The following is a 16,732-nucleotide window of genomic DNA, read 5'->3' as shown; positions in this document are numbered from 1 at the left end:
CGATGGGCCGTGTGGTCAGCTTGGGGATCATGAGCTGGACTCACGACGTGGCTGGTGCATACGGTGGGGCCCCTGGTCACCGCTGCCGTCCGGGGCGACCACCCCACCCCTGGACCCCGACGAACCGCGGCAGCCACCCCCGGAGCGGGCCGATGCGTGTCCTCCATGTCAACAAGTTCCTCTACCGGCGCGGCGGCGCCGAGGGCTACCTGCTCGACGTCGCCGAGCTGCAACGGGGCGACGGCGACGAGGTGGCCTTCTTCGGCATGACCCACCCGGACAACGACGCCCCCACCCCGTACGCCCGACACTTCCCCTCCCACGTGGAGCTGGACCCGGCGCCGCGCGGCGCGGGCCCCCGGGCGGCGGTGGCGGCCCGGATGATCTGGTCGCCGGCCAGCCGGCGGGGCCTGGCCCGGGTGCTCGCCGAGTTCCGGCCCGACGTGGTCCACCTGCACAACATCTACCACCAGCTCTCCCCGTCGGTGCTGGCCGCGGTGCGGGCCGCCCGGGTGCCGGCGGTGATGACCCTGCACGACTACAAGCTGGCCTGCCCCAGCTACCAGATGCTCGACCGGGGGGCGGTCTGCGACGCCTGCGTGACCGGCGGCCCGTTGCGCGCGGCCCGTCGCCGCTGCAAGGACGGCTCGTTCGGGGCCAGCTCGCTGCTGGCCGTCGAGTCCTGGCTGCACCGCGCCACCCGGGCGTACGGGCCGGTGCAGGCGTTCGTCAGCCCCAGCCGGTTCCTGGCCGACGTGATGCGCCGGGCCGGGGTCTTCCCCGACCGGATGCACGTGGTGCCGCACTTCGTCGACGTCGCCGCGACGGCGGTGAAGGCGGCCCCCGGCGGGCCGGTGGTCTTCGCCGGCCGGCTGGCCCCGGAGAAGGGCGTCGACGTGCTCATCGAGGCGCTCACCCGGCTGCCCGACGACGTCGTGCTGGAGGTGGCCGGGGACGGCCCGGCCCGCGCCGGGCTGACCGAGCTGGCCCGGCGGCGGGCCCCCGGCCGGGTCCGCTTCCACGGCCGGCTGGACAAGGCCCGGCTGCACGAGCTGGTCCGCTCGGCCACGGTGGTGGCGGTGCCGTCCCGGTGGAACGAGAACCAGCCGATGGCGGTCCTGGAGGCGTACGGCTGCGGGGTGCCGGTGGTCGCCTCCGACCTGGGCGGCCTGCCCGAGCTGGTCACCGCCGGGGTGGACGGCGAGGTGGTGCCCGCCGACGACCCGGTCGCGCTGGCCACCGGGCTGGCCCGGGTGCTGGCCGACCCGCAGCGGGCGTACCGGATGGGGCGGGCCGGCCGGGCGCGGGTGGAGCGGGACTTCTCCCCGCAGGCGCACCTGACCCGGTTGCGGGAGGTCTACGCGACCGCCGCGCGGACCGTGCGGGAGCCGGTGTGAACCCGCCGGTGCGGGTGCTCTACCTGGCCGGCAGCGGACGCAGCGGCAGCACCCTGGTCACCACCGTCCTCGGGCAGTACCCGGGGGTCTTCGCCGCCGGGGAGCTGCGCTACCTGTGGCAGCGCGGCGAGGTGGAGAACCGGCCCTGCGGCTGCGGCCGGCCGCTGCGGGACTGCCCGCTGTGGCGTGCGGTGCGCCGGGAGTTGCCGGTGGAACGGGCCGCCACGATCGCCGCCGGGCTGCGGGGCCGGCTGCGGATGCGCGGGCTGCCGGCGCTGCTGCGTCGCCACCGCCGGGGGGACCGGCCGGTGCCCGCGCACCCCGACGACGCGGCGCTGGCCGGCCTGTACGCCGCCGTGGCCCGGCACACCGGGGCCCGGGTGGTGGTCGACTCGTCGAAGCTGCCCCCGTACGGCGCGCTGGTCGCCGCGCTGCCCGGCATCGACCTGCGGGTGCTGCACCTGGTCCGCGACCCACGGGCCACCGCCTTCTCCTGGCGTCGCCGCCGGGGGCTGGACGGCGACGCCGACCCGGAGCTGATGAGCCGGCCGCCGGTGTGGAAGGCCGCCCTGCTCTGGCTGGTGTGGAACACCGTGACCGTCCGGCTGTGGGGTGACCGCGCCCCGGGGGGCTACCTGCGGGTGCGCTACGAGGACCTGACCGCCGACCCGGAGCCGACGCTGCGCCGGATCGCCGCCTTCGCCGGGGTCGACCCCGACGGCGGCCCGTTCAGCGGCCCGGCGACGGTCCGGCTGACGCCGACGCACTCGGTGGCCGGCAACCCGTCCCGGCACCGGACCGGCCCGGTGCCGATCACCGCCGACGTGCAGTGGCGACGCGACCTGTCCCGTTGGTCGTACACGCTGGTCACCGCGCTGACCGCGGCGGGGCTGCGCCGGTTCGGCTACCCGTGGCGGCGCGGCCGCCCGGACCCGGCGGGGGACGGCCGGTCCGCGCCGGACGGGCCCGCCGCGGCCGGCGGGCGGCCGGTGGGCGTCGGGCGGTCGGGGCCGGCGCGGCACGAGGAGGGCTGAGCGATGTTGGCGGTGGTGGTGGGCACCGGGCGGTGCGGGTCGACCCTGGTGCAGGAGCTGTTGTCCCGGCACCCCGGGGTCGGGTTCGTCTCCGGCGTCGACGACAAGCTGTCCCGGCTCAACCTGGCCGGTCGGTTCAACGGTCCGCTGTACCGGCGGTCGGCGCCGCGTCCGGCTGGCATGACGTCGCTGCGGCACAGCCGCCGGTTGCTGGAGAAGGGCCGGCTGCGGGTCGCCCCGTCGGAGGCGTACCAGTTGCTGGACCGGCACGTGCTCGCCGGGTTCTCCCGCCCGTGCCGGGACCTGACCGCCGAGGATCTCACCCCGTACCTGCGGCGGCGGCTGCGCGCCTTCTTCGACGCCCGGATCGCCCGGCAGGGCTGCCGCCTGCTGCTGCACCACGTGACCGGTTGGCCGAGGACCGGGTTCCTGCGGGCCGGCTACCCGGAGCTGCGGGTGGTCAACGTGGTCCGCGACGGCCGGGCGGTGACCAACTCCTGGCTCCAGATGGGCTGGTGGGACGGCTGGCGCGGGCCGGACAACTGGTTTCTCGGCCCGCTGCCGACCGACCTGCGCCGGGAGTGGGAGGAGTACGACAGGTCGTTCCCGGTGCTCGCCGCGCTGGGCTGGAAACTGCTGATGGACTCCTTCGCCGAGGCCCGCGCGGCGCACCCCGAGGCGCAGTGGCTCGACGTGCGCTACGAGGACCTGCTCGCCGACCCGCGTGCCGAGGTGGCCCGGATGCTCGACTTCCTCGGCCTGGACTGGTCGCCGGCGTTCGAGAAGGGCTTCGGACGGTACCGGTTCCACGCCGGTCGGCAGGCCGCCTACCACGAGGAGTTGGGCGACGCGCAGCTCGCCGCCGTGGAACGGGTGCTGGACAAGCCGCTGCGGCAGTGGGGCTACCGGGACTGACCGGCGCGGCGCACCGCCGTCGGGCGCGGCGCGTCGACGTCGTCGGAGCGGGGTGGGCAAAGTTCCTACAGGTGCAGGTGGTGGTGCCGGTCGGTCGGCCCATAGCGTGCGGTTCTCGGGACATTCAAGGAGACTGCATGGCTGCAACGGGAACACCCCTCCGCGCCGGGGCGGCAGTGCTGTCCGCGGTGCTGCTCGCCGCCCTGGGCGCGGCGCCACGGGCGGTGGCGGCGTCGGACGCACCGGCGATCGTGGTCCAGGACGGGGTCACCCAGCCGGTGTTCGGCTATGCCGACGCCATCCGGGAACGCCTGTTCATCGACTCCACCTTCGACAGCGACAACGACGGTCTGCGCGACATCATCGCGTTCGACCTGATGCGACCGGCGGCCACCGCGAACGGGCTCAAGGTGCCGGTCATCATGGACGCCAGCCCCTACTACTCGACGGTCTGCCGGGGCAACGAGTCCGAGTGCAAGGCCGACCTGGACGGCGACGGCCTGCTCGACAAGTGGCCGCTGTTCTACGACAACTACTTCGTGCCGCGCGGCTACGCGGTGATCCTGCTGGACATGGTGGGCACCAACAACTCCACCGGCTGCCCCACCACCAACGCCAACCAGGACAATCTCAGCGCCAAGCAGGCGATCAACTGGCTCAACGGCCGGGCCACCGCGCGCAACGCGGCCGGCCAGGTGGTCACGGCCGACTGGCACAACGGCAAGTCGGGCATGATCGGCAAGTCGTACGACGGCTCGCTGGCCATGGCGACGGCGGTGACCGGCGTCAAGGGCCTGACCACGGTGGTGCCGATCAGCGGTCCCACCGAGTACTACGACTACGTGCGCAGCAACGGGGTGGTCACCCGGGGCAACAGCTACGTGGCGTCGCTGGCCAACACGGTCACCAACCCCGAGCGGCGGGACTACTGCAAGCCGGTGCGCGACGCGATGGCCGCCGCCGACGGCGACGAGCACGGCGACTACACCGCCTTCTGGAACGAGCGCAGCTACGTCAAGAAGGTCCCCAACATGACCGCCAGCGTGCTGCTCTACCACGGTCTCAACGACGACAACGTCCGCCCGGACCACTTCAGCAAGTTCTGGTACGCCCTGGCGGAGAACGACATCCCGCGCAAGCTGTGGCTCTCCCAGGAGGGGCACGTCGACCCGTTCGACTCGCGCCGCGCGGTCTGGGTGTCCACCCTGCACCGGTGGTTCGACTTCTGGCTGCACGGGGTGGCCAACGGGATCATGGACGAGCCCCGGGTCGACCTGGAGCGGGCCGCCGACGTGTGGGAGACCCACGCCGACTGGCCGATCCCCGGCAAGGCCGACACCGAGGTGTTCCTCCAGCCCGGCACCACCGGGGCGGGCGGCCTGAAGCTGGTGCCGACCGCCAAGCCGGCGACCGGCGCGTTCCAGGACAGCCGTACCCAGAGCCAGAACACGATGATCCTCAACCCGGACACGGTGCAGCCGAACCGGCTGGCGTTCCTGTCCGCGCCGCTGACCGCGCCCCTGCACATCTCGGGCACGCCGACGGTGCAGCTTCGGGCCTCGGCCGACCAGACCGACACCAACTTCGGGGCGATCCTGGTCGACTACGGCACCGACGAGCGGGTGGCGCACCGGGCCTCCGGTGAGGGCATCGTCACCCTGGCCACCGAGGACTGCTGGGGACTGAACAGCCCGACCGACGACGGCTGCTACAAGCAGACCGCCAAGCGGGTCGCCACGGCCGACTACGAGCTGGTCACCAAGGGCATCATGGACGCCCAGAACCGGCAGTCCATCCGCACCGCCGTGCCGCTGGTGGTGGGGGAGTCGTACAACTTCACCTTCCCGCTGCTGCCGGAGGACTACGTCTTCAAGCCGGGCCACCGGATCGGCGTGATCATCGTGGCCAGCTACCCGCAGTACTCCAGCCAGGCGGACACCACCGCCGCGAACATCAACGTCGCCCTGAAGAGCAGCAAGATTGTTCTTCCGGTGGTCGGCGGCACCACCGCCGCCCACGCGGCCGGTCTCTGACCGGTCCCCGGGTGGCCGCCGGCGCAGCGGTGCTGCGCCGGCGGCCACCCGGCCTAGGCAATCACCTATTGACAAACATTGTTAACAATTGGACCCTGCTGAGAGAGCGCTCTCCCGTCCCGTCTCCAGCGAGGTGTCGCCATGCGTCTCCGAAGAAGGCTGCTCGCCGCCGCGTCCGCACTGCTCGCCGGTCTCGCGGGCGCCGTCGTCGCCGCGCCCGCCCGCGCGGTCGGACCGGCCCTGCTGCCCGTCACGGTCACCAACACCACCGGCCGCAGCGATGCGGTCTACCTCTATGTCATCGGCGTCCAGCTGTCCTCCGGCCGGCTCGGCTACGTCAACTCCGGCGGCGTCTTCGCGCCGTGGACCGGCGGGCAGATCCCGCCGTCGCCTGCGCCGGACGTCTCCATACCGGGCCCCGGCAACGGCGGCAGCACCACGATCCAGTTCCCCCGTGGCTTCTCCGGCCGGGTCTACTTCGCCCTCGGGCAGAAGCTGAAGTTCTTCCTCACCCCGGACGGGCTGGTGCAGCCCGCTCCCTGGGCGGCCGGTGACGCGAACCGCGACATCCTCTTCGACTGGAGCGAGTTCACCTACAACGACGCCGGGCTGTGGCTCAACAGTTCTCAGGTCGACATGTTCGCGATCCCGCACGCCGTCACCGTGACCGGCGCCAGCGGCGTCACCAGGCGCACCGGCGACGTGGTGACCAACGGCCGCAACGCGGTCATCGACGGGATCAGGGCGCAGCCGGGCTGGGCCAACACCGTCCACACCCGGTCCGACGGGACCGTGCTGCGCGTCCTGGCCCCCGGCAAGGCGGCCGGGGCCGGCCTGCTGAGCACCACCTACCTGGACTCCTACATCGCCTCGGCGTGGAACGCGTACACCACGAAGACCCTGACCGTGGCACCCTTCGCCGACCAGCCGGCCGTCAGGTACTACGGCCGCACGTCGGGCAACACCATGACCTTCACCAACGGCAGCGGCCAGGTGGTCGCCTCCTTCAACCGGCCCTCCTCGGCCAGCGTCTGGGGCTGCGACGGCGACCTGCCCGCGCCGAACGACCAGGTGGTCGGCCCGATCTCCCGTACGCTCTGCGCCGCGCTCAACCGGGGCACGCTCGGCACCATCGACACCCAGCCCAGCACCAACGCCGCCGACTTCTACCGCAACAACCCCACCAACCAGTACGCCCGCCTGATCCACGCCAACATGACCGACGGCCGGGCGTACGCGTTCGCCTTCGACGACGTCGGCGGATTCGAGTCGCTGGTGCACGACGGCGACCCACGTGCGGCCGGACTGGTCCTCAGCCCGTTCACCGGCGGCACCGGCGGCAACCCGGCCACCGGGGTGCCCGTGGTCAGCACCTGGAACAACAAGTGCATCGACGTGCCGAGCTCCAACTTCGTCGACCGCGCGCCGTTGCAGATGTGGAACTGCAACAACACCAACGCGCAGAAGTGGACGTTCAGCGGCACGGCGCTGAAGAGCCAGAACAACAAGTGCATGGACGTCGACGCCGGGTCCACAGCGAACGGAGCGGTGGTGCAGCTCTACGCCTGCAACGGCACCGGCGCCCAGCAGTTCACCCTCAACGGGGCCGGGGACCTGGTCAACCTTCAGGCCAACAAGTGCGTCGACATCAAGGACGCGAACGGCAGCGACGGCGCACGCCTCCAGCTCTGGGACTGCGTGGGAACGGCCCACCAGAAGTGGCGCACGGGCTGACCGGCCGATGCGACGGGGGCGGGTGCGCGAGTCGCCCCCGCCCCCGGCAGGGCGCTCGACGCGCCGCGAAACCCCGCCGACGACCCGGCCGGCAACTGTCGACCCGATGAGGAAGCGGCTCCAGGAGAACCGCACCGCCAGGCGGTACGCACACCCGGCGGTGCCACGGGTCTACCATCAGCCTGTGCACGGCGGTGAAGACGTCTTCCTCTCGCGGATCGCGCTGGTGTCGCGTCGGCTGAAGAGCGAGGCACAGCGTCGCCTGGCCCAGCACGGCGTGCACTCCGGCCAGCAGTTCGTGCTCGGCCGCCTCTGGGAACGCGACGGCCTGACCCCGGGCGAGATCGCGGCGGCGATCAACGTCGAGGCACCGACGGTCACCCGCGCCATCCAGCGGATGGTGGCTTCCGGCCTGCTGCGCGTCGCCGGCGACCAGCGCGACGGCAGGCGGGTCCGGGTGTGGCTGACCCCCCGGGGTGACCAGCTGCGCAACGTGGTGCCGGCGATCACCAGGGGCCTGGAGGAGGACGCGCTCGCGCTCCTGTCCGAGCAGGAGCAGAAGACCCTCGACAGCCTGCTCGAACGCATCGGCAGGGCATTGGACCACGGCGACAGCGGCGAGAACCTGCCGGACGAAGAGCCGGACTGACCTCGGTCGGGCCGGTGAGAGACCGGCCCGACCGGGGCCCTTGCCTGTCTCAGGTCAGGACATGCCGCCGGTGACCCGGACGATCTCGCCGGTGATGCTCTTGTTCGCCTGGGACGCGAGGAACACCACGGCATCGGCCACGTGCTGGCAGGACGGCAGCCGGCCGGTCGGGAGGCGGGAGGTCTGTTCGTCCATGAGGGCCTGGGGGATCTCGAACGGCAGGTCCTTGCCGTCGATGACCCAGCCCGGCATGACCACGTTGACGAGCACGCCGTCGCGCCCGACCTCCCACGAGAGGCTCCTGCTCGCGCCGTGGAGACCCGCCTTCGCCGCGGTGTAGGCGACCGAGCCGACCATGCCGCGCTCGACGAGCGAGGTGGAGACGTTGACGATCCGGCCGCTGCCGCTGCGTCGCAGCACGGGTAGCGCGGCCCGCAGCACCTGCAACTGCGCGGTCAGGTTCGCGTCGATGAGCGCGACCCAGCTGTCGTCGGTCTCGTCCTCGAACTTCCCGGGGCCCGAGGTCGGATCGTGGTCCGCCCAGCGCACCGCGTTGTTCACGAGGACGTCCAGCCCGCCCCACCTCTCCACGACGGCATCGATCAGCCTGGCGGGCGTACCGCTGTCATCGAGGTCGAACGGCACCGTGTGGGCGGTGCCGCCCTCCCGCTCCACCTGGGCGGCCACCTTCTCCGCCGCCTCCTTGTTCGACTTGTACGTCAACGTGACGCGTGCGCCCTCCCGTCCGAACGCGATCGCGGTCGCCGCTCCGATGTTCGACGATCCGCCGGTGACGAGCACGGCGCGGTCTCGAAGGCCCAGGTCCATTCATTCTCCCGAAGATGCTTGCCCGGCTAACTAATACGTTAGCTCAATGCCGGACTGGTGCCGTCGAGGAGCGTGGTGACGAAGTCGTCGGGGCTGATGCTGCCGGGTCGGTCGCTGACCTGGCCGTCGCCGAGTTCGATGACGCGCCAGGTGCCGTCGTGGCGTTGGGCGAGGTCGACGGTGACGAAGGGGAGGTCGAGGGCGGCGACCAGTGGGGTGAGTGTGGTCAGGTCGAGGCCGGTGGGTGGCAGGTCGTCGGGCGTGTCGGGGTGGGCCCCGATCAGTGCGCAGGCGCCGTCGATCCACCAGGTGCGTACCTCGGCGGTGGTGAGGTGTTCGAAGGCCCGCAGGACGAATCCGCCGGTGAAGTCGTCGGCGCGTAGGTCGAGGAAGCGGGTGGCGATCCGCCAGGCGGCGGCGGAGTCGTCGAGGTCGGGGATGAAGGCCGCCTCGTTCCAGTGGTGCTTCATCGACTTGGTGTAGTCGCGGAGTACGGCGGGGCCGGTGCCGAGTCGTGTCCGGGCCTGGTCGAAGGCGGTCCGGTCCGCGCCGGTGGTCCAGGTGGAGGTCGGCGTGACCGGGGCGAGCGAGGGGTACCAGCCGGGCAGTTCGTGGGCGCGGCGGTACTGCTCGGCGTCGGTGCGCAGGGACACGCCGCGGGTGGTGAGGGCTTCGGCGAAGGCGGCGTACTGCTCGCTGCGGAGCATCCAGCCGCGGTAGACCGCGACGCCGCCGGCGGGCACGGTGGCGACGGCGCGGTGCGGGTCGTCGCGGGTCAGCGCGTCGTGGTCGACCACCGCGACGGTGATCCCGGCTTTGCGGGCGGCGTGGGCCTCGGGCGCGAAGTGGGCGTCGGGCAGGCGGGGGCGGAGCGGGTTCGCGGGCACCAGCAGCATCACCCGGGCATCGTGCCGGAGAGGCGACGGCGGGTTCCACCCGATATCCGGCCGGGCGGTCGGGCAGGCGTGGAGCCGTCGGGAACGCCGGGGGACGCCGGCGGCGGGCCGGAACCGCCGGGGAGGTGCCCACCACGGGTGTCTCCGTCAGTGGGGCACCCGGGCCGGGAACTCCTCGACGCCCAGCACGCGCAGCAGGTCGAGTTTCTCCCGGGCCCCGGCGTCGGCCGGGGTGAGCACCAGCAGTTGCTGGCCGAGGTCGGGGGTGACCAGGGTTTCGCAGTCCATCGTGACGCGGCCCACGCGCGGGTGCACGAACGTCTTGCGGTCGGCCCGGCGCACCATGACCTCGTGCTCGGCCCACAGCCGCCGGAAGTCGTCGCTCGCCGCCCGCAACCGTTCGATCAGGCCGGTCACGGCCGGGTCGCCGGCCCGCCGGCCGGCCACCGCGCGCAGGTCGGCCACCTGCTGGCGGGCGTGCCGCTGCCATTCCTCGGGGCCGTGGAGGTCGCGGACGGCCGGGTCGGTGAAGTAGCGGTAGGCGACGTAGCGGCGGTCGCCGGCCAGCCCGGTGTGGTCGCCGGTGAGCAGGATCGACATGCGGTTCTGCGCCAGGACCTCGCCGAGGTCGGACAGGACCATGGCGGGGGTGTCGCCCACCAGGTCGAGCAGGCGGACCAGCCCGGCCCGGGCCAGGCGGGCGACGCCGTCGGCGGGCGGTGGCTGGTGGCCGGCCAGGTGGAACAGGTGGCTTCGCTCGTCGTCGGTCAGGCGCAGGGCCCGGGCCAGGGCACCGAGCAGCTGGGTCGACGGCTGGCTGCTGCGGCCCTGTTCGAGGCGGACGACGTAGTCGACGGACATGCCGGCGAGCATGGCGACCTCCTCGCGGCGCAGGCCGGCGGTGCGGCGGCGGGGGCCGGCGGCGATGCCGACCTCGGCGGGGCGGATGGCCTCGCGTCGGCGGCGGAGGAAATCGGCGAGCTGCTCGCGCTGCATGCCTTCATGCTGCCCGGGGACCGGGCGCCGGGCCAGGGAGCGCCGCTCCCACGACAGGCGCTCCGCTGTCGGCGGGCCGGGAAGCGGCGCAGGGTGGAGCCGAGATCGACCGATGAGGGGAGTTTCGATGCGGGTACGCACTCTGGGCGACACGGGTCCCACGGTTTCCGCGGTGGGGCTGGGGGCGATGAGCATGTCGGGCGCGTACGGCCCGGCCGACCGTGAGGAGAGCATCGCGACCGTGCGGGCCGCGCTGGACGCGGGGATCACGCTGGTCGACACCGGCGACTTCTACGGCATGGGGCACAACGAGCTGCTGCTGTCGGAGGCGTTGCGGGGACGCGACCGGGACGGCTATCTGCTGAGTGTGAAGTTCGGGCAGCAGGTGGGGCCGGGCATGCGGTTCGCCGGTCAGGACTCCCGCCCGGCTTCGGTGCGCAACTTCCTGAGCTATTCGCTGACCCGGCTCGGCGTCGACCACGTGGACATCTACCGGCCGGCCCGGCTCGACCGGTCGGTGCCGATCGAGGACACGATCGGCGCGATCAAGGAGATGATCGACGCCGGTCACGTGCGGTACGTGGGGCTCTCCGAGGTGGACGCGGAGACCGTCCGGCGGGCGCACGCCGTCCATCCGGTTGCCGATCTTCAGATCGAGTACTCGTTGCTGTCCCGGGCGGTCGAGGCCGACGTGCTGCCCACGCTGCGGGAGCTGGGCATCGGGCTGACCGCGTACGGGGTGTTGGGTCGCGGGCTGCTCTCGGGCAACTGGGTGCCGGGGCGGGCGGACGATCCGCGTAACCACAGCCCCCGCTTCTCCGCCGAGAACGCCTCGCACAACCTCGCCCTGGTGGAGGCGCTGCGCCGGGTCGCCGACGCGAAGGGGTGCACGGTGGCGCAGTTGGCGATCGCGTGGGTGGCGGCGCAGGACCCGTCCATCGTGCCGCTGGTCGGTGCGCGCACCCGGCAGCGGCTGGGCGAGGCGCTGCCGGCGCTGGACGTGGAGCTGTCGGCCGGTGATCTCGAGGAGATCGAGGCGGCCGTGCCGAAGGGCGCCGCGCGCGGTGACCGTTACCCGGCGGCGTTCATGTCGAGCCTCGGCGTCGGCAACTAGCCAGGTCCGGTGTCGGAGTCGGCGGCGGGTTGCCCGGGTCGGTCCGCGGACGACCCGGGGCAACCTGCCCGACCTGACCCGGTCGGTCAGCGGCCCGTCCAGCAGCTGAGCTCCATGCCGTCCTCGACCGGGAAGTCGACGCTGACATAGCCGTTGCCGGGGTCGCGGACGTAGGCCACGTAGTCGCTCATCGACTCGAAGGTGGAGTCGTCGCCGACGACCAGGGCGCCCGGGGCGAGCCGGTCCTCGATCAGGCGCAGGACGGGCAGGCACATCTCCTTCCAGCCGTCGAGCAGCGCCAGGCCGATCGGGCCGTCGACCGTGCCGAGGGTGGTCAGCGCGTCGCCCTCGAGCACGGTCACGAGGTCGCTGAGCCCGGCCGCCTCGATGTTGGCGCGGGCCGCCCTGACCTTGGTCGCGCTGAGCTCGGTCGTGGTGACGTGCCCGATCCCGTTGTCGCGCACGGCCGCGGCGAGGTGGAGCGTCGAGATCCCGTACGAGGTGCCGAACTCGACCACCGTCTGCGGTCGGGCCGCGCGGACCAGGGCGTAGAGCAGGTCGCCGCCGCGGGCCGAGATCGGCATGTAGACGTCTTCGAGCAGGTCGGATCGTTCCTGGGCGGTGGCCGTGGGCGCGGGCCGCCCCGGCGGGCGCTCATCGTCGCGCTCGGCCTCGGCGAACAGCCGGACGATCAGGTCGCGGACCGCGGGGTCGTGCAGTGTCGTCGTCATGACACGTAGACTAGACGCAACGTTGCGTCTAGGGAAGTGGTGGGTCTTGTACCGTCTCGGGAGACGTGGAGCCCTCGCGGGAAGAACCCTCACGGAGACGGCACCTCACGGGGAAGGAGCGCCCGATGCACCGCGGCAACCGGCACGGCCGGAGCGAGGCGGCCCGCGAGGCCGTGCTCCAGGCGGCGGACGACCTCGTCGCCGATATCGGCTATGCCAGGGTCACCATCGAGGGCATCGCAGCCCGGGCCGGCGTCGCCAAGCAGACGATCTACCGGTGGTGGCGCTCCAAGACCGACATCCTGGTCGACGCGTTCGCCGCCGACAGCGTCCAGGAGCTCACCCTGCCCGACACCGGAGCCTTCCGCACCGACCTGCGCGCCCACCTCGACGAGCTGGTCCGCTTCCTTGCGGTGTCCGACTCGGGCGCGGTGTTCCGGGCCCTGGCCGGTCAGGCCCAGCACGATCCGGAGCTGGCCACCCGGCTGCGCGCGGAGGTTCTGCCGCGGCTGCGCGCCCGCGACCGGGTGCCGTTCGACCGGGCCGCGGCACGGGGCGAGCTGCCCGCCGACGCCGACGTCGACCTGCTCGTCGACCAGGTGGTCGGGCCGATCCACTTCCGGGTGCTCGTGACGGGCGAACCGGTGACCCCCGCGCTGCTGGACGCGCTGGTCGCCGGGGCGGCCCAGGGGCACCCCGCGGCGCGGACGTCGGCCGGGACGCCGGGTCCACGATCAGGCGCAGGCGTCGGTCGGTCCGGCGGCGGCGAAGGGTGTTGAGGACGCTGCGGAACTCGCGCGTCGCCTCCGGCCCGGCCGCGGCGGCGCGTCCCGCCGGTGGGCGGGCCCCGATCCGGCCACCCGGTCGACGCGCCGGGCCGGTGCCCTAACGGCTGGTCGCCGAGGCGGGCTCGGGCTCCAGGGTGAGCTGGCTGCGGTGCGCGACCGGCACGATCACCGCCGACGCGGCGAGCGCGGCGAGGGCGATCCCCAGCCAGCCCCAGAACCCGAACGAGATGACCAGGCCGGAGAGCACCGCCGGGCCGACGATGTTCTGCGTGATGACGTGCAGGTCGAACGCGCCCAGGTACTCGCCCTGGGCGTGTTCGGGGGCGAGTCCGAAGGCGAGTCCCCAGCCGGAGGCGGCCTGCATCACCTCGGCCACCGAGAGGATCAGCACGCCGGCGACGATCGCCACGCAGGCGAGCGCCACGTTGTCGTCGAGCGCGGTCAGGGCGATGACCAGGCAGCCGCCGGCGAGCCAGTAGCCGGAGCGCCGGGCGAGCCGGCCGGCTCCCGCCACGGTGTCCGCGCCGCGGCTGGCCCGGACCTGGAACAGGATGACGAAGACGGTGTTGAAGATCAGCAGCAGTGGCACCAGGAAGTGCGGCAGCGCGGTGCGGTTGAGCGCCCACAGCGGCATGGTGACCAGGATGACGCTGACGTGCGAGGCCAGGATCGTGGAGACGCCGATGACCGCGAGGAAGCGCGGATCGCGGACGGCGGCGAAGCGCTTGAAGCCCACCGGCACCGGCCGGGACGGTGCGTCGGGCAGGCGGGTCACCAGCAGCGCGGCGCCGGCCATCAGCGCGGCGGTGGTGAGCGGGATGAGCACCAGCAGCCGCTGGCTGAGCGCGGCGACGGCGGCCACCCCGATGCCGATGCTGAAGCCGATGTTGAACACCGAGCGCATCATCGCCTTGAGCTTGACCCGTTCCTCGGCGGGCACGAGGTTGCCGACCAGGGCCCCGTTGGTCGGTCCGGTGCCGTACTCGATGAATCCGACGGCGACCACCAGGGCGTAGAACTGCGCCGCGCTGCCCACCAGGGAGTAGAGGCCGAAGCCGACGGCCAGGGTGGTGAACAGGACGATCAGCAACCGCCGCGCGCCGACCCGGTCGGCGATCACCCCGAAGAGCACCGACGACACGAAGGCGGAGAGGCCGGCCGCGGAGAGGCCCAGGCCGACCTGCCTGGCGTCGAGCCCGACGCGGAGCGTGAAGTAGACGACGCTGCCGCTGAGGAAGACGCCCTTGCCGATCGACTCGGCCAGCCGGATCGCGATCAGTTTCCTGCGCAGCGGATCGGTCGGCACCAAACGGAACGAATAATCAATCAATCGCGAAAAGGGCATGTTCCCACATCCTGGTGTAATGGCGCGGTCGTCGTCAATAATCGTGATCGGGTCGGCTGTTGGACAGGGCCTACGGGGGGCGGTGGACGGGACACCTTCCCGGGCGGTCGGGAACTTTTCCGCTGGACAACCCGGGGGCGCTGCGGTAGGCGTACGCGCAGATCGGGGCGGATCGCGATGGCCGGCCAGTCGGAGGCGCAGGTCGTGACCTTGCGGATCCCGCCGCTGGCGGTGAAATGCTTCCGACAGACAATAGTCCCGATCCATGCTCGTTTACATAATTGACCTCGGGAAATAGGTCGGATGATTGACAGGGGGGCCTGCTGGTCGTGTATATGTGTTGTTCTAGTGGATGTAGGTAGCTGTTCACGCCGATGAGGCGATCCGTTCCCGCGACGCCTCCACCGGGAGTCGTCGCGGGCTGCTTGGGGACGGGGTGAGGTGTGGCAATGGTCGGCGTTGGCTCGTCGACGGACCTGGCTCATACGAGGAGGCGGGATCCGGAGGAGGTCGCGAGCGGGGCACGACCCCGGGTCGTGACGGTGGTGCTGGCCGACGCTCAGCCGGTGGTGCGCAGGGGGCTGCACGCCCTGCTGTCCGTCTCGACTGAGATCGATGTGGTGGCCGAGGCGGGATCGGCGCAGGCGGCGCTGCGCAGCGCCGCGTCGGTCCGCCCCGACGTGCTCGTGCTCGACATAGCGATGCCGGACTTCCAGGCCGGCACCCTTCAGGAGATCAACCGGGCCTCGCCGTCGACCGCGGTGCTGGTCTTCACCGCAGTGGAGGACGAGGCCGCCGTGGTCGCCACCATGCGCGCCGGCGCCCGGGGGTACGTGCTCAAGAGCTGCCCCGGCGACGGCATCGTGCGGACGGTCCGGGGCCTGGCCACCGGCGAGGTGATCCTCGGTCCCCGGGTGGCCGACCTGCTCATCGGGCAGCTCGACCGGGAGCCGCGCAACCAGCAGCTGTTCCCGGAGCTGACGGAGCGCGAGCGGCAGGTGCTGGAGCTGATCGCGGCGGGCATGCGCAACGCCGCGATCGCCGCCCGGCTCAACCTGTCCCCGAAGACGATCAGCAACCACATCTCGACGATCTTCAACAAACTCAACGTGTCGGACCGGTACGAGGCGATCGAGATGGCCCGTAAGGCCCGGTTCGACCGCCCGCGGCCGTACCGGCCGGCGTTCGACCTGGTGGCCGGCGGCGGCAACCCGCGCCTGCCCGGCGCCGTGCCGTTGCGCCGGGCGGGCGGCCCGGCGGCGCTGGCCAGCCTGCGCTCGGTGGAGGGATGAACGCCGTGACCCTGGACCTGGAGGCCGTCGCCGGCCGGCTGGAGCCGCGCTTCGGCAAGGCCGCCCACCGCTGGGCCGGCACGTTGCCGCAGCGGCTGACCGAGCTCGTCGCCGAGTGGGGCATCGCCCTCGGCGAACAGCTCAAGTCCGGCAACTCCTCGGTGGTGTTCCGCTGCGCCGGCCCGCAGGGCGAGGCGGTGCTGAAGCTGTCACCGGACAGCTACGCGGTGCGGGAGGAGGTCGACATGCTGCGCCAGTTCGCCTCCAGCGGGCGGGTGCCGGCGGTGCTGGCGGCGGCGCGGGGCGCGGTGCTGCTGGAATCGATCCGGCCGGGCACGCTGGTGGAGAAGATGGCGCAGCCGCCCACCCCCGCCGACTACGCCGGCTTCCTCACCGACCTGCACGCCGCCGGTGACCCGGCCGCCGCGCCCCGGCAGCTCACCGACTGGATCGACGTGCTGTTCAACTCGGCGACCCGGCGGGGCGCCGACCTCACCGGGTCGAAGCGGCTGCGCGACGACCTCTTCGCGGTGCCCACCGAGATCGTGCTGCTCCACGGCGACCTGCACCTGGGCAACGTGCTCAGCGGCGGCGCCCGGGGACTGGTGGCGATCGACCCGATGGCCTGCGCCGGCGACCCCTGCTTCGACGCCGTCGACTACGTGCTCGAAGGGCTGGACCGCGCGGAGATGCTCCGCCGCCGCGACGAGCTGGCCGCCGCCGCCGGGATCGACGTCGACCGGCTCGACATGTGGTGCCGGGTCACCGCGCCGATCGGCGCCACGTACGTCAGCAACCCGGTGCACTCCGCCGAGCTGGCCGCCTTCGGGCGCGGCGAGTACTGACCCCCGGCCCGGTCGCCAGGTCGGGGTGACGGCGCGCGCCGTCACCCCGACCTGGTGTCGCCCGGCCGCCGCGGCGGTGGCCGGGAAAGCGGATCCCGCCCCGAGGCTGCCCTGCCCGCGCCCGCGTCCCGGCCG

At 72.6% G+C, this 16,732-nt stretch carries 15 protein-coding genes; 10 read left to right on the top strand and 5 right to left on the bottom strand.

Going from position 1 to position 16,732, the window contains the following annotated elements; all coding sequences use genetic code 11:
- The first annotated feature begins 152 nt into the window (after window positions 1-152).
- The 6 genes from O7633_RS06250 to O7633_RS06225 all read left to right on the top strand — a co-directional run bounded on the left by O7633_RS06250 (window position 153) and on the right by O7633_RS06225 (window position 7,762).
- Window positions 153-1,397: a glycosyltransferase gene (locus tag O7633_RS06250; RefSeq protein ID WP_282326720.1), complete on the top strand. Its 1,245-nt coding sequence runs from the start codon at window positions 153-155 to the stop codon at window positions 1,395-1,397.
- Window positions 1,394-2,431, top strand: coding sequence for a sulfotransferase (locus tag O7633_RS06245; RefSeq protein ID WP_282326716.1), 1,038 nt, complete (start codon window positions 1,394-1,396; stop codon window positions 2,429-2,431). Before O7633_RS06250 ends, O7633_RS06245 begins: the two co-directional genes overlap by 4 nt.
- A 3-nt stretch (window positions 2,432-2,434) precedes the next feature.
- Window positions 2,435-3,346, top strand: a complete 912-nt coding sequence (locus O7633_RS06240; protein ID WP_282326713.1) for a sulfotransferase — start codon at window positions 2,435-2,437, stop codon at window positions 3,344-3,346.
- 137 nt (window positions 3,347-3,483) lie between these two features.
- Window positions 3,484-5,379 carry a CocE/NonD family hydrolase gene (locus O7633_RS06235; RefSeq protein ID WP_282326711.1) on the top strand — a complete coding sequence of 632 codons (1,896 nt, stop codon included), beginning with the start codon at window positions 3,484-3,486 and terminating at the stop codon, window positions 5,377-5,379.
- 141 nt (window positions 5,380-5,520) lie between these two features.
- The gene (locus O7633_RS06230; protein WP_282326709.1) at window positions 5,521-7,113 is read left to right on the top strand and encodes a beta-1,3-glucanase family protein; all 1,593 of its coding nucleotides are present in this window, start codon (window positions 5,521-5,523) and stop codon (window positions 7,111-7,113) included.
- Between the two features lie 184 nt (window positions 7,114-7,297).
- A complete protein-coding gene (locus O7633_RS06225; RefSeq protein ID WP_282326707.1) occupies window positions 7,298-7,762 on the top strand; it encodes a MarR family winged helix-turn-helix transcriptional regulator in 465 nt (154 codons plus the stop codon).
- A 54-nt stretch (window positions 7,763-7,816) separates the two neighbouring features.
- Here O7633_RS06225 and O7633_RS06220 read toward each other — a convergent pair whose 3' ends face one another.
- The 3 genes from O7633_RS06220 to O7633_RS06210 all read right to left on the bottom strand — a co-directional run bounded on the left by O7633_RS06220 (window position 7,817) and on the right by O7633_RS06210 (window position 10,482).
- Entirely contained in the window at window positions 7,817-8,590 is a 774-nt protein-coding gene (locus tag O7633_RS06220; protein ID WP_282326706.1) for an SDR family NAD(P)-dependent oxidoreductase, read from the bottom strand.
- Between the two features lie 38 nt (window positions 8,591-8,628).
- Window positions 8,629-9,486 (bottom strand): ATP-grasp domain-containing protein, encoded by an 858-nt coding sequence (locus O7633_RS06215; protein WP_282328475.1) that lies wholly within the window; start codon window positions 9,484-9,486, stop codon window positions 8,629-8,631.
- Between the two features lie 147 nt (window positions 9,487-9,633).
- Window positions 9,634-10,482 (bottom strand): helix-turn-helix transcriptional regulator, encoded by an 849-nt coding sequence (locus O7633_RS06210; RefSeq protein WP_282326703.1) that lies wholly within the window; start codon window positions 10,480-10,482, stop codon window positions 9,634-9,636.
- 127 nt (window positions 10,483-10,609) lie between these two features.
- On the opposite strand from O7633_RS06210, the gene O7633_RS06205 reads away from it, so the two are divergent.
- Window positions 10,610-11,596 carry an aldo/keto reductase gene (locus tag O7633_RS06205; protein ID WP_282326701.1) on the top strand — a complete coding sequence of 329 codons (987 nt, stop codon included), beginning with the start codon at window positions 10,610-10,612 and terminating at the stop codon, window positions 11,594-11,596.
- A gap of 86 nt (window positions 11,597-11,682) precedes the next feature.
- Here O7633_RS06205 and O7633_RS06200 read toward each other — a convergent pair whose 3' ends face one another.
- Entirely contained in the window at window positions 11,683-12,327 is a 645-nt protein-coding gene (locus tag O7633_RS06200) for a class I SAM-dependent methyltransferase (RefSeq protein WP_282326696.1), read from the bottom strand.
- A 125-nt stretch (window positions 12,328-12,452) separates the two neighbouring features.
- On the opposite strand from O7633_RS06200, the gene O7633_RS06195 reads away from it, so the two are divergent.
- Window positions 12,453-13,106: a TetR/AcrR family transcriptional regulator gene (locus tag O7633_RS06195; protein WP_282326693.1), complete on the top strand. Its 654-nt coding sequence runs from the start codon at window positions 12,453-12,455 to the stop codon at window positions 13,104-13,106.
- Window positions 13,107-13,212: 106 nt separating this feature from the next.
- Here O7633_RS06195 and O7633_RS06190 read toward each other — a convergent pair whose 3' ends face one another.
- Window positions 13,213-14,421 carry an MFS transporter gene (locus O7633_RS06190; protein WP_282326690.1) on the bottom strand — a complete coding sequence of 403 codons (1,209 nt, stop codon included), beginning with the start codon at window positions 14,419-14,421 and terminating at the stop codon, window positions 13,213-13,215.
- Between the two features lie 575 nt (window positions 14,422-14,996).
- Between O7633_RS06190 and O7633_RS06185 the strand changes: the two genes are divergently transcribed.
- Window positions 14,997-15,752 (top strand): response regulator transcription factor, encoded by a 756-nt coding sequence (locus O7633_RS06185; RefSeq protein WP_278136016.1) that lies wholly within the window; start codon window positions 14,997-14,999, stop codon window positions 15,750-15,752.
- The gene (locus tag O7633_RS06180) at window positions 15,749-16,597 is read left to right on the top strand and encodes an aminoglycoside phosphotransferase family protein (protein WP_282326688.1); all 849 of its coding nucleotides are present in this window, start codon (window positions 15,749-15,751) and stop codon (window positions 16,595-16,597) included. The genes O7633_RS06185 and O7633_RS06180 overlap by 4 nt, the downstream gene beginning before the upstream one ends.
- The last annotated feature ends 135 nt before the right edge of the window (window positions 16,598-16,732 follow it).

Origin of the sequence: Micromonospora sp. WMMD712 (genome assembly GCF_029581295.1) — a bacterium.
Classification (GTDB): domain Bacteria; phylum Actinomycetota; class Actinomycetes; order Mycobacteriales; family Micromonosporaceae; genus Micromonospora; species Micromonospora carbonacea.
This window is presented reverse-complemented; position numbering and strand designations above follow the sequence as displayed.

Coding starts and splice junctions, on each gene's coding strand:
- O7633_RS06250 (WP_282326720.1), top strand. CDS start 153: ATGCGTGTCCTCCATGTCAACAAGTTCCTCTACCGGCGCGGCGGCGCC.
- O7633_RS06240 (WP_282326713.1), top strand. CDS start 2,435: ATGTTGGCGGTGGTGGTGGGCACCGGGCGGTGCGGGTCGACCCTGGTG.
- O7633_RS06235 (WP_282326711.1), top strand. CDS start 3,484: ATGGCTGCAACGGGAACACCCCTCCGCGCCGGGGCGGCAGTGCTGTCC.
- O7633_RS06230 (WP_282326709.1), top strand. CDS start 5,521: ATGCGTCTCCGAAGAAGGCTGCTCGCCGCCGCGTCCGCACTGCTCGCC.
- O7633_RS06220 (WP_282326706.1), bottom strand. CDS start 8,590: ATGGACCTGGGCCTTCGAGACCGCGCCGTGCTCGTCACCGGCGGATCG.
- O7633_RS06215 (WP_282328475.1), bottom strand. CDS start 9,486: ATGCTGCTGGTGCCCGCGAACCCGCTCCGCCCCCGCCTGCCCGACGCC.
- O7633_RS06210 (WP_282326703.1), bottom strand. CDS start 10,482: ATGCAGCGCGAGCAGCTCGCCGATTTCCTCCGCCGCCGACGCGAGGCC.
- O7633_RS06205 (WP_282326701.1), top strand. CDS start 10,610: ATGCGGGTACGCACTCTGGGCGACACGGGTCCCACGGTTTCCGCGGTG.
- O7633_RS06200 (WP_282326696.1), bottom strand. CDS start 12,327: ATGACGACGACACTGCACGACCCCGCGGTCCGCGACCTGATCGTCCGG.
- O7633_RS06195 (WP_282326693.1), top strand. CDS start 12,453: ATGCACCGCGGCAACCGGCACGGCCGGAGCGAGGCGGCCCGCGAGGCC.
- O7633_RS06180 (WP_282326688.1), top strand. CDS start 15,749: ATGAACGCCGTGACCCTGGACCTGGAGGCCGTCGCCGGCCGGCTGGAG.